Below are 12114 nucleotides of genomic sequence, written 5' to 3'. Positions count from 1 at the left end.
ATACTAATTGTCCTATTCGCGCTTGAAGAGTCCCACCATCAACGACAACCCTGGTTGTCACGATGTGGATGTACCCTCAGCCTTAACATCGATTTGAAAAACTTGTGTGCACCGGCTTCATTGCTTGGTGGCTATAGCGTCTGTGACCCACCCGATCCCATCCCGAACTCGGCCGTGAAACCAGACCGCGCCAATGGTACTATCGCTCAAGCGATGGAAGAGTAGGTCGTCGCCAGGCATTGAAGCTCGTGCTCACATACCCATTCACAATGCAATTCACCCTGGCGCGGGGTGGAGCAGCCCGGTAGCTCGTCAGGCTCATAACCTGAAGGTCACAGGTTCAAATCCTGTCCCCGCAACCAACACCAAAGCCCGCTTGTCGCAAGACAGCGGGCTTTGTTGCGTCCGGGGCATGGGCGTTCAGAACCTGGAGATAGCCTACCCGCGTGGAAACGGTCGCGGTGTGCCGTGCGCGCCTCCTCAGCCGAACTGGCGCCAAACAGCACGCTGACCGTAAGCGTCCGGTGAGCCGCGTGTTGCCGGGGGCGGCGTAGGCGTCAATGTCCGGACCTGTGGTCTCCTCCTGGAGTCCAGAAGGAGGTCAGGAGATGGGGCGGATGGAGGTCATCACCGGGACGGAGCGCCGGCGGACCTACAGCGAGTGGGCAGCGGCGATCTACACCCTCTCCAGACCGCCAAGCTCAACTTTGTCGACCCCCAAGCCTGGCTGCGCGACGTGCTTACGCGCATCGCCGACGGGCACCCTGGCAACCGCATAGGCGAACTCGTACCGTGGAACTGGACCACGTAGCGTTCCATCCGAGAAACGAAAACGATGGCTTGCCGCACCCCTTCATCTACAATCGGCACATGACGCCGTCCCGCATCAAGACCGCCGGCCACCACGTAGTGCGCTATGTGCTGCCCATCATTAGCGCCATATGGCTGTTCTGGACGATGCTTGAAACAAAGCGCATGCAAGGCTGGTTCGAAGCTCAGGACGATTTTCGTCATGCCTCAAGGCCGTTCTTCGCCTTTCCGACGGCCGAGTTTGCTTTCGCCGCGATCTTCGTCATCGCGAGCTTCGCATCGGCCGCGATGTCACGTCCCCGGATTGCAGCCGTCATTGCTCTTATGGCAACGGCCTTCGTCGAGATCATGTGGATCGGCATGACAAGGTGATCTTGCCAGCCCTCCGCAGCTCATCACTTCTTCCCAGTCGACGGCCCTGAGCAGACGCTTACGTGAACTCTGCGGTTCCGCCGCTCTGTTCGTCCGACTAGTCCCGGTTTGTCCCGCGCGGGTTCTTCGCCGTGATTTCGGCGTGTCTCACCAACGGTGTGGTGGTGACCAAGTCCGGCTTGCCCGGCACCAGCGGATAGAAGCCGAGTGCGCCGAAGACGTACCAGGCCGACATCGCACCCGCGTCGTCGTCCATGCCGTCGGCATACCCCTGCGGCGCCAGCGCGAAGCTGCGGCCGCGGAAGGGGACGGGGCGCTTGCCGGCGTTGGTGTAGGGGTGGTCCACCGACTCGGTGAGGTAGCGGTGCACCAGGTCGCGCGTATTATCCGGACGACCAAGCGCCGCGTAGAGCCAGGGCGTATGGATGTCGGGCTGGTTGGTCATGTTGTAGAGCCCGTCCGCAAAGAAGCGATCGAGCTCCCGCAGAAAGCGCTCCTTGCCGAGCGTCGCCACCATCCAGTCGAGGTCGAACACCGGCGCCCAGCGGTACTGCCACAGCGTCCCCTGGTAGAGGCCCCGTGCCTTGACGACGTCCGCGTCGGGCCCGAGGTTCTCGAACACCGAGCGCCACATCTTCCGATAGGAAAGTGCCTTGGCGCGGAAGCGCTCCGCGATCGCCTGCTCCCCCAATTCTCCGGCGAGTTCGGCCACCGCCCAGTCATCATAGGCGGCCTCGATCTGCTGGTCCGGGGTGTCGCGTTGCAGCGTCTCGCTTTCGCGTACCATGCCGGCGAGGGCCGCACGCGCATCGAAGCCGCGGATGCCGCGTCGGTAGAAGTCGAGCAGCGCGACGCCGGCATGCTCGGTGCGCACCGTCAGGAACGGCTCCGTCCGGGTCGACCAGCGCTGCTTGCCCTCGCCATAGAGGGCCACCAGCGATCGTGCGATGTCGGCGGCGCGGTCCGGGTCGAGGATCGCGATCAGCGGCATCTGGGTCCGGTAATTGTCCCACAGCGCCCAGCTGGCATAGCGGGTGGTGCCGGGTGCGGACCGGTGCACCTGGCCGTCGCTGCCACGGTGGCGGCCATCGGGATCGTCGATCGCCACCGGCGTCTGCATCACCCGAAAAAGCGACGTGTAGAACAGCGCGCGCTGTTCGCGTGAGGCGTCGATGCGGACGCGGGACAGTTCCCGCTGCCAGTGCGCACGCGTGCCCGCGAGTACCGTCGCGAACGATCGGGTGCCGAGCTCCGTGTCGCGCACCCCTGCTGCCGCCGCGGCGTCGACGGTCGAGAGACCCGTGCGCACTTCCACGACGGCGCCGCGGCGCAGATCGAGGGCAAGCGAAGCCTGGTTGCCGGTGATCGTCCCGGCGGCAACGCGCGGCGTGCCGTCCACCGTGATCCGGCTCGCGCTGTGGATCGTATAGGCACCCTCGTCGCAGACGGTGCCGGCGGTCAGGGTCGCCCGCAGATCAGTGCCTTCGGCGGTGAGCCGGGCGGCGTGGCGCCGGGTGTAGGCGTGCGCGGCATCGAAGCGGAGCAGGTAGCGCCCTGCCCGGGCGACGGTGAAGCGCAGCAGGCCGGCGCCACGGGTGGCGGTCATGTCGGCGGTGATGCCGTTGGCATAGGTGACCCGGTAGCGCCCGGCCCCTGCACGCTCGCTTGCCTTGTCGAGCGGCACGAGCGCTCCAGAGCCCTCCGGCAGCAGCGAGACCAGCAGGTCGCCGCCGCCACCGCCGCAGCCCACGCCCACCGCACGCGTGTGCGAGAAGCCGCGCAGGCTGCGGGCCGCATAGTCGTACCCGGCGTGGTTGGCAGGATCGGTGTCCGGCCCCAGCTGCACCATGCCATAGGGCGCCACGGCGGCGGGGGAGAGCTGCCCGAAATCGGCGAGGGTGCCGACGAAGGGATCGACGAGGTCGACCGGCTTCTCGCGCGCGATTGCAGGTGCCGTGAACGCCAGTGCCGCACCGGCGGCCAGGAGGGCTCGCTTCATTGGCCCAGCTGAGCGAGGAGACGCGATGGGGAACGGCATGCCACGTCCCTCCGGATCGCGCGGCGGAAATCCCCCAGCGTCGGCGCTCGGCGATATCGGCATTCATTCCCTCCAGCAGGCGAGCAGCTTGCCGCTCCTTTGCCCGGCCACCTCCCGGTGTCCAGAGTGGGCAAGCCCTCTACCGCCGTTGCGCCGGCCCGTGTGCGCCCTTCAGGGCCTTCCGCCGCTCCGCCGCACGGTCAGAACTCGAACGCCGCGCTGAACCGGAACGAGCGACCGAGGATCGGACGGGCAAGGATCGGACCCGTGCCCTGGCCGCCGATGATCCGCGGGTTGCCCTCGGTCAGGCCGATCTCGTCGGTCAGGTTGTTGCCCGTCACCTGCAACCGGATGCGCTGCGCCACCTCGACGGAGACGCCGGCGTCGAGCTGGTAGAAGTGCGGCAGCACCTGCAGGTTCTCCGGATCGGAGAAGCGGTCGCCGGTATATTGCAGCGTCGCGAAGAGGGACGGGCGCAGGTTGCCGACATCCACGTCGATCGCCGGCGTCACCCGCCACATCCATTTGGGCTGGCGCTGCACCCGGTTGCCGGTGTTGTCGATGGTGCCGTTGCCCGTGAAGAAGTCGCGGTACGTGGCGTCCAGATAGGTGCCGGCCGCGGTGATGCTGAACCACGACGTGGGCCGCAGGGCGCCTTCCAGCTCCACGCCGGTCGCCTTGGCGCCGCCGTTCGAGCTGACCGGCACATTGTCGATCAGCGTGGTGGTCGCCAGGCCCTCGAACTTGTTGTGGAAGACGGTGGCATAGAGGTTGGCGATCCCGGTCGAGATCTTCACGCCGCCCTCATAGGTATCGACCTCCGCGGTTGCGGCCAGTCCGGTATCGTTGGCGATGTTCTCGGCCGTGGCCTCGCGCAGATTGTCGAACTGCGGGAAGCTGTTGCCGCGGCTGTAGCGGGCGAAGACGCCGATCTCGTCGGTGAAGTCGTAGTTGGCGCCCGCCGTCCAGGACCAGGCGTCGTTGCGATAGCGGATCGTGCGGGGGCCGCCGAGCACGGTGACGGAATTGTCGTACAGCGTCAGTGGGTCCCCATCGAGATTGACGTTGCCCCCCGCGATCGGCGTACGCAGCGTCGCATCGACGGCATGGCGCTGCCAGCGGATGCCGCCGTCGATGCGCAGCTGCGGAGTCAGTTGCAGTTCGTCGACGGCGTAGAGGGCATAGTCCTCGCCCTCGTAGTTCGCGCGGACCTGGAAGGCGGGGCCGCTCGTGAAGCCATTGAGCGTCGCCGCGCGGCCCCCGTTCAGCGTCAGGTTCAGGCGGCGCGCATTCGGCTCTGCCGCAAGCAGCACCTGGTTGCCCAGCACCCAGGAGTCGCGCGACGTATAGTTGGTGTAGAAGAAGCCGGCGGTCAGCTTGTTCTTGCCCGTGCTCCATTCGGCTGCCGTGTCCGACACGAAGGACGATATCTTCTTGCGCACTTCCCAGATGCCGGCGCGCATCACCCGGGCGTCAGCGCCGCCCTCGACCGCACCGCCACCGCTTGCATAGGTGAGCGCGCCTACGGTGGAGCCGGCGCCGCCCAGCGTGATCGCCATGGCGGATGCCGCGACCGGCGCCTCTACCGGAACCAGGCCGAGCGTATCCGCATTGCCGCCCAGGAAGCTGGTCCGCTCGCGCAGCCGCAGCCCGTCGGCGACTTCATATTCGAAGTTGATGCCGGTGTTGACGATCTTGGCGCCGCGGCCCTCGCGCAGGTCGAGGGTGCGGCCGACCACGTTGGTCGTGATCCGCGTATCCCGGCCCATCAGCGTGCCGGTGCCGGCATCGAAGCCAGGATAGGCGCGGATGTCGCCGTCGCTGTCGGAGATGACGGGGATCGGCAGCAGCCAGGCGCCGCGGTCGTTCAGGTAGCGCGCATACACCTCCACCGAACCGCGACCGCCGAAATCGTGATGGATGTTGCCCGTGATCTGCCCGCCCTTTTCAGCGCGGAAGCCGGGATCGCGGATGCCGTTGCCCTGGGCGTAGAAGCCGCCGACCATGAAGCCGGTATCCTCGTCGAGTGGGCCGGAAACCCAGGCATCGCCGCGAATCTCGTCGTAATCGGTGTAGGAGAGCTTGGCTAAGCCGTGGAACTCGCTGCCGCCGATCCGCGGAACGACGTTCACGGTCAGCCCCGGCTGGCCGAGCGAAAACAGCGATCCCGTGCCGCCGCGCACCGCCTCGATCCGCTGCACCGTCTCATCGAGCCGGACCAGCTGCGAATTTTCCAGGAACGACAGCGTAGGCGGCGCGAACACCGGCGCGCCGGCATATTGGAAGGTCACAAACTGCGCGTCGCCGCCGGACGGATAGCCGCGGACGAAGATGTTGGCACCATTCTGGCCGCCCGAACTCTCGGCCATGACGCCGGGAACGGCCCGCAGGATATCGGCGGTGCTGTTGGGTGCCGCGCGCTCGATGGCGTCGTTCGAAAGCGCCGTTACCGCAAACGCGGCGTCCTGCCGACGCGTGCCGCCGCCGGCCGTGCCGACGACGATGATGTCCTCACCATTGGGTTGGCTCGTATCGACCAGCCCCTCCTCCGGCGCGGCGCGCTGCGCGCTGTCGGCCGTTTGCGCCCCGTCCGTGGCCGTTTGCGCAAGTGCAGGGAGTGCCGTCATCAGCGCCCCGGTAGCGGTACCGATCATCAGTCGACGAATGGAAATGGCAAGCATGTCTCATCCCCTACACTTGTACCTTCCGACTCTAATCTGGTCGGCGTCAAATATGGGATCTTCATCCCAAGAGCTGTTATAGTAGTTTCTCCGAGTTGCGGCGATAGGTACAAGATACGAGGCCGGCTCACTGCTGCTTTTTTGCCACAGAGTAGCGCCGGTAGGGGAACGGGATGTCCGGGTTGCTGATCGGTCGGCATCTGGGCACAACCGGCGCGCTACGCTGACGAGAGGACAAGACATGATGCTTTCGCGTTCGCTGATCGGCGGGTTGCTTGCGCTCTCGGCACTGGTCGCGAGCCCGCTTCCCGCGCAGCAGCAATCGCCTGCCGACATCTACGGCCCCCTCTTCAGCGCGGTGCAGACCGGGCGCATCTTCCCCGACGGCAAGACCTTCGTCGATGCAGTGCCGAAGCGCGCACCCGAGGCGATCCTGGCCGAGTATCGCCGCGCCGGGCCGACCACGCCGGAGGCGCTGCGCGCCTTTGTGCTCGCCAACTTCGTCGTGCCGGGCGTGAACGACCGCGAGGCCGCGGACCTGCGCCGCCACATCCGCACGCTCTGGCCGACGCTGGTGCGCCAGCCGGAGCCGGTGCCGGCGGGCAGTTCGGCGCTGCCGATGCAGGCCCCCTATGTGGTGCCGGGCGGCCGCTTCCGTGAGATCTACTATTGGGACAGCTACTTCACGATGCTGGGCCTGACCGTCGACGGGGAGCAGCCGCTGGTGGAATCGATGCTCGCGGACTTTACCGACACGATCGAGCGCTATGGCCACATCCCCAACGGCATGCGGACCTATTATCTCGGCCGTTCGCAGCCGCCCTTCTTCGCGCTGATGCTCGATCTGTCGAAGGATGCCGATCCCGCGCTCGCTGTGCGCCGGCTCGCGGCGCTGAAGCGCGAGCATGGCTATTGGATGCAGGGCGCCGCGTGTCTGGATGCATCGGGTGCCTGCGCGCGCGTGGTGCGCATGCCGGACGGAACGCTGCTCAACCGCTATTGGGACGATCGCCCGCTGCCGCGCGATGAATCCTACGCCGAGGACGTGGCCACCGCGAAGGAAGACGCTTCGCGCCCTGCCGAAATCCTCTACCGGCACCTGCGCGCAGGGGCGGAGAGCGGGTGGGACTTTAGCAGCCGGTGGCTCGCCGATCCGCGGCGCCTCGCCTCGATCCGCACCACCGACATCGTGCCGGTCGACCTCAACAGCCTGATGCTGATCCTGGAGGATTCGATCGCGCGCCGGTGTGCGGCCGCGGGCGACCAGGGCTGCGCCACCCGGTTCGCCGCCTTTGCAAGCAAGCGCCGCGCTGCGCTCGACCGCTATTTCTGGGTGGCGAAGGAGGGGCGCTATGCGGATTGGGACCGCGTCGCGCGCGCCGCCACGCCGCGCCTGTCCGCCGCGATGCTCTATCCGCTGTTCGCGGGCGCCGCGTCTCCCAGGCAGGCTGCCGCCGTCGCGGCGACGGTGCGTCGGACGCTGCTCGCGACGGGTGGGCTGCGGACCACGCCGCTGCGGACCGCCCAGCAATGGGATTCACCCAACGGCTGGGCACCGCTGCAGTGGATCGCGATCGCGGGCCTGGAACGCTCCGGCCAGCCGGAACTCGCGCGTGAGATCGCACGCCGCTGGATCGACACGGTCGCCACCGCCTATGCCGAAACCGGCAAGATGCTCGAGAAATACGACGTCGAGGAGCGCAAGCCCGGTGGCGGCGGCGAGTATCCGACGCAGGACGGCTTCGGCTGGACCAATGGCGTGGCAAGCGCGATTCTGGAGCGCTACCCGGATATCGGCGCGCCGGTCCGCACCCGCTGAAAGGGGCTTCCATGGCTGCTCGCTATCTCGAAGACCTGTCCGTCGGTGAAACCTGGGAGGGCGGGCCGATCCCGATCACCGAGGATGCGGTGATCGCCTTTGCCACGGCCTATGATCCGCAGCCGATGCACGTCGATCCGGTGGCGGCGGCGCAGGGACGGTTTGGCGGGATCATCGCGAGCGGCTGGCACGTCGCAGCGCTGGTGATGCGCGATACGGTGGAGACCAGCCCGCTCGGCGACATGCCGCTGCTTGGGCTCCAGCTCGACGAGCTTCGCTGGGAGGAGGCGGTGCGGCCAGGCGACGTCTTGCGCGCACGCCGGGAGGTCCTGGAGGTCACCAGGTCGCGAACCAAGCCGGACCGCGGGGTGGTGCGCATCGGCGTCACCGTCACCAACCAGCATGGTCGCACCGTCATGCGGTACACGAATCTCGTTCAGATCTTCGCACGCTCGGGTGGTGAGGGCGAAATCCTAACCTAGTAGAATACGCGAGCGTAATGTCCGCTGTGCGCCTCCTCCCGTCGCAGCCGTACGAACCTTCGTTCCCTGCGGAGCGCTTGCGGGATGCCAGAGGCCGGCAGGTTTCCTCAGGCGTCACCGCAATCGGAGGAGTTTCGCATGTTCATCCACATCAAGGAGGCGGCCTACAACTGTACGCCCGAGCGTCCTGATCCCCTCTACGCCAAGAAGCTTCAGGAACTGATCGGCGGCCAGTGGGGCGAGATCAGCGTGATGCTGGGCTATATGTTCCAGGCCTGGAACAGCCGCGGCCCGATCAAGTATCGCGACATGACCTTCGACATTGGCACCGAGGAAATCGGCCACGTCGAGATGCTCGCCACCACGGTCGCACGCCTGCTCGAACAGTCTCCGGTGGAAGCGCAGGAACATGCCGCCAAGGATTCGATCGTCGGCGCGGTGATGGGTGGCGCGCGCGTCGAGGACGTGGTGTTCGCGAGCATGAGCCCGCAGCACGCGATCGTCAGCGGCGGCGGCGCGATGCCGGTGGACTCGCAGGGCAATCGCTGGACTGCCGACTACATCACGTCGAGCGGCAACCTGCTCGCCGACTTCCGCTTCAACGTGACGGCCGAGAGCCAGGGTCGCCTCCAGGCGGCGCGCCTGTACAACATGACGGACGATCCCGGCGTGAAGGACATGCTGAGCTACCTGATCGCGCGCGATACCATGCACCAGAACCAGTGGCTGGCCGCGATCGCGGAACTGGAGGCCGAAGGGTTGGACGAGACGCCGAACCCGATCACCTTCCCCCAGGAACTGCAGCGCGAGGAATTCGCGTACAAGTATCTCCAGCATTCGCGCGGCGGCGAAAGCGCCACCGGCCGCTGGGCATCGGGCCCGTCGATGGACGGCAAGGGCGAGTTCGAATTCATCGCCGAGCCGCCGGCCATGGGCCCGCCGCTCGAGCTCGGGCCGACGGACCCGCGCCTCTACGGGACCCAGAAGGTGCCGACACCGCCGGCTGCATCCTGAAGGAACGGGAGCGGCGGCCCTCCGCCGCTCCCGCGTTCGCCTACCGGGGCGTGAGGGTCACGCGCGTGCCGCTGGCCGCCAGCGGGATCGTATAGGCCCCACGCTCCACCGTTGCGCCGTCGACCGCATAGGTGCGGGCGCCCGCGACCGTGGTCTCCACCAGCAGGCGCGCCGCTGGGGTGAAGCGCGTCTTGCCCGACAGCGTCAGCGTCACCCGGCCGCTCGCGGGATCATAGTCCGCCGCGTCGATCTTGCCGGCTTCCAACGTCAGCCACAGTCCGGCCGGCGCCACGAACAGGCGGGTGCGGGCGCTGTCCCGGGGCTCGACGTGCAGCGTGCCGCCCTGCTGCTTCAGGTTGCCGCCATAGGCAAGCCAGCCGAAGGTCGGGTCGTTCACCAGATAGGTCGCCGTCGCATAGGCGTGGCCGAAAAAGCCCATGCCATAGTCGCCGGTATAGGCGTCCCACTGCATCATGTCGGGATAGGAGTGGAAGGCGGCGCTGGAGAAGCCCTCCTGGTCGATGTTGGTGATGCCGCCCATCAACCCGCCATAGGCGATGCGCAGCAGGTGGGTGTCCTTGGGGTTCGCGCGGAAGGCGTCGAACAGCGGCACCGCGTTGAGGGTCGAGCCATAATGGTGGATCTGCCGCTCGATCCGCGGGACCTTGCCACCATAGAGGAAGTCCCAGTAGCGGCGCGCATTGCCGTTATAGCCCCAGTGCGGGACGGCCGGGTCATAGGCGAGGATCACCTCGCGCGTTTCGTCGGCCTGCGGTTGGTGGCCGAAATAGCGCATCCACGCATAGACCTCGGGCTGGCCGGTCGAATCCCACGCCATCTCGCTGCCGAACGGATAGGGCAGGGTCTTCCAATGGTCGGCGCGACCCTTCATCAGCCGCTCCATCTCGGCCGCCTCGGGCGCCATCCCTTCGCGCTTCAGGTCCTTGAGGATGTCGACGAACACGTCGCCCTCCATCTGGCCGAACTGCGCATAATGCGGCGCGTCGCGCATCATCGCGACCGTGGTCTGGTAGGCATGCTCCAGATACCAGCGCCAATTGTGGGTCTTCACCAGGCCGGTGTGGTTGCGGGCGAGCCGGTAGAGCACCCAGTGGCCCGCCGCCACGTGCGGGTAGTTGTAGCTGCGGCCGAGGTCGTCCGACTGCTTTTTCGTCCACGCCGTCCAGTTCTTCCAGTTCAGCCCCGGGTCGTAATAATCCGCGTGCTGCCCGGGCTCGTAGTAGAACAGGCTCTTCTTGACCGCGCCCGCTTGCGGGCCGCTCGCGACCTGCAGCTTGCCGACCACCGTCTCGTTCACCATCCGCTCGAGCTTGGCGACCTCCTCGCGCACGGGGTTGTCGAGCTGCTTCATCATCGCGGCGACCCAGGCGCCGGCACCGCCCTCATCGCTCAGGCCCGCGATCCAGACACGCGCGTCCTGTGTGACGATGCGGTTCGCCTCGCGATCATAGGACATGACGGAGGGGCCGCGGCGGAACGGGTCGGACTTGTCGTCATACCATTGCCGCGTCGTCGAGAAGCGGCCGAGGTCGGCCACCGCCTGTTCGAGCGGCTTGGTGATGAAATAGCTCACCGTCTGGACGCTGTTGTCGGCATAGGTGATCGAAAGGCGCGCCCGGCCCCAGCCGCTCGCGCGCACCGCATAGCGCGCCCAGCCGTTGACCGGCGCCGCCGGAGTCGCGGTAAGCGCGCCGGCGGGCTCGCTCTCGACCTTGATGACCGGCTGGGTGCTCTTGAGGAACAGCGATGCATCCATGTCGGTCGGCACGACATAGCCGGGGATGCCGACGGCGACGGGCCGCGCCTGCTGCACCAGCGTGTTCTCGATCCCGCGGATGGAGGGTGCCTGCACCAGCCGCACGCCGATGGTGCGGGTCTCGCCCGGTGCTAGAGTGATGCTGGTCGGCGTGTTCCACTGCTCGCCGGCGTTCTTCCATTCCTTGTCGGCAAAGCCCTTGCTGGCCACCGTCCAGTCGTAGAAGCCTTCCGAGGTCTGGCCGCGTGGGCTGCGGTCGGTGAAGATGTCGCCGGGCCTGGCGTGGCGGGCCTCTGCGATCGGGCGATAGGCCTCCAGCGGGGTGCCGCGCTCGGGGATGACCAGCAGCGCCGGGCCCTTGCCGTTCAGGCGCGTCACCTGAAGGTAGCCGGCGTCGCGGCCGATATAGGGGTCGACGAAGCTCGCCTGCGCGTGCGCCGTTTCCAGCTCGCGATCGGTGATGATGTTGTCGAACACCATCGGCATGCCGAGGCCGCCGATCTCGATCGGGGTGCTGCCCGGGTTGGTGAGGGTGAAGCGCAGCGCCACCGCCTTGCCCTCGGTCGCCCAGCGTCGCTCCACCTTCAGCGGAAAGCTCGCGCCCATGCTGGTGGTAATATCGGCGGCCGCGAGCGTCCCCGGCCGCGCGGCGAGCTTGCGGAGCGGCGCACGCTTCCTGGACGAGGCGAAGTCCTGCCAGGCGCCGCCGGGCGTACGCAGCCGCAGGTTGAGGTCGCCCAGATGGACATAGCCGTCCTCGGCCCGCTCCGCCGCACGCGCGCCCGGCACGAAGTCGAAGGCGGGCTCGGCATTGGGGGACAGACGCGCGAGCGTCCCCGTGTCGCTGCGCAGCTCCATGCGGAAGTCTGCCGTCCGATACGCGGTGCGCGCGATCGGCTTCGGCGCCTTCTTGACCGGCTTTTCCTGGGACCAGGCGGGCTGCAGGACCGGGACCAGCGGCACGGCTGCTAGCAGAGCGACGAGGGGCAGGGTGCGCAGGACGTGCATTCGGCGGGGCTCCTAGTCTGCGGCGGCAAGGGTGCAGCAACGGCAGTATCTTCACCGGCATGAAACCAGCCGGGGCTTTGTAGGTCAAATACATTATACGATGTTGAACCTAC

At 67.1% G+C, this 12114-nt stretch carries 7 protein-coding genes, 1 tRNA gene, 1 rRNA gene and 1 pseudogene; 7 read left to right on the top strand and 3 right to left on the bottom strand.

Annotation, left to right across the window (positions count from 1 at the left end):
• Positions 1-123 precede the first annotated feature (123 nt).
• From rrf to ABDZ92_RS07200, 4 genes and pseudogenes are all read left to right on the top strand, one after another.
• Positions 124-238 (top strand): 5S ribosomal RNA (rrf, locus tag ABDZ92_RS07215).
• Between the two features lie 47 nt (positions 239-285).
• Positions 286-362: transfer RNA gene (locus ABDZ92_RS07210), tRNA-Met, on the top strand.
• Between the two features lie 297 nt (positions 363-659).
• Positions 660-811: pseudogene (locus ABDZ92_RS07205) on the top strand (transposase domain-containing protein); the annotation flags it as partial.
• Positions 793-1182, top strand: coding sequence for a hypothetical protein (locus tag ABDZ92_RS07200; RefSeq protein ID WP_125960645.1), 390 nt, complete (start codon positions 793-795; stop codon positions 1180-1182). The pseudogene ABDZ92_RS07205 and the gene ABDZ92_RS07200, both read left to right, overlap by 19 nt.
• A 97-nt stretch (positions 1183-1279) precedes the next feature.
• Here ABDZ92_RS07200 and ABDZ92_RS07195 read toward each other — a convergent pair whose 3' ends face one another.
• Complete coding sequence (locus ABDZ92_RS07195) at positions 1280-3181, bottom strand: glycoside hydrolase domain-containing protein (RefSeq protein ID WP_125960646.1); 1902 nt, start codon at positions 3179-3181, stop codon at positions 1280-1282.
• Between the two features lie 239 nt (positions 3182-3420).
• Positions 3421-5874, bottom strand: coding sequence for a TonB-dependent receptor (locus tag ABDZ92_RS07190; RefSeq protein WP_164521251.1), 2454 nt, complete (start codon positions 5872-5874; stop codon positions 3421-3423).
• Positions 5875-6031: 157 nt separating this feature from the next.
• On the opposite strand from ABDZ92_RS07190, the gene treF reads away from it, so the two are divergent.
• From treF to ABDZ92_RS07175, 3 genes are all read left to right on the top strand, one after another.
• Positions 6032-7720 carry an alpha,alpha-trehalase TreF gene (gene treF / locus ABDZ92_RS07185; RefSeq protein ID WP_425542285.1) on the top strand — a complete coding sequence of 563 codons (1689 nt, stop codon included), beginning with the start codon at positions 6032-6034 and terminating at the stop codon, positions 7718-7720.
• 11 nt (positions 7721-7731) lie between these two features.
• Entirely contained in the window at positions 7732-8202 is a 471-nt protein-coding gene (locus ABDZ92_RS07180; RefSeq protein WP_125960649.1) for a MaoC family dehydratase, read from the top strand.
• Between the two features lie 138 nt (positions 8203-8340).
• Positions 8341-9216 (top strand): manganese catalase, encoded by an 876-nt coding sequence (locus ABDZ92_RS07175; RefSeq protein WP_125960650.1) that lies wholly within the window; start codon positions 8341-8343, stop codon positions 9214-9216.
• Between the two features lie 40 nt (positions 9217-9256).
• On the opposite strand, the gene ABDZ92_RS07170 is transcribed toward ABDZ92_RS07175, so the two are convergent.
• Positions 9257-12001 carry a DUF5695 domain-containing protein gene (locus ABDZ92_RS07170; protein WP_125960651.1) on the bottom strand — a complete coding sequence of 915 codons (2745 nt, stop codon included), beginning with the start codon at positions 11999-12001 and terminating at the stop codon, positions 9257-9259.
• Between the last annotated feature and the right edge of the window lie 113 nt (positions 12002-12114).

Origin of the sequence: Sphingomonas molluscorum (genome assembly GCF_039522995.1) — a bacterium.
In the GTDB taxonomy this organism is placed as follows: Bacteria; Pseudomonadota; Alphaproteobacteria; order Sphingomonadales; family Sphingomonadaceae; genus Sphingomonas; species Sphingomonas molluscorum.
The sequence above is the reverse complement of the archived record's forward strand: the minus strand, read 5'-3'. Positions and strand labels throughout refer to the sequence as shown.

Coding starts and splice junctions, on each gene's coding strand:
- ABDZ92_RS07180 (WP_125960649.1), top strand. CDS start 7,732: ATGGCTGCTCGCTATCTCGAAGACCTGTCCGTCGGTGAAACCTGGGAG.
- ABDZ92_RS07170 (WP_125960651.1), bottom strand. CDS start 12,001: ATGCACGTCCTGCGCACCCTGCCCCTCGTCGCTCTGCTAGCAGCCGTG.
- ABDZ92_RS07175 (WP_125960650.1), top strand. CDS start 8,341: ATGTTCATCCACATCAAGGAGGCGGCCTACAACTGTACGCCCGAGCGT.
- ABDZ92_RS07190 (WP_164521251.1), bottom strand. CDS start 5,874: ATGATCGGTACCGCTACCGGGGCGCTGATGACGGCACTCCCTGCACTT.
- ABDZ92_RS07195 (WP_125960646.1), bottom strand. CDS start 3,181: ATGAAGCGAGCCCTCCTGGCCGCCGGTGCGGCACTGGCGTTCACGGCA.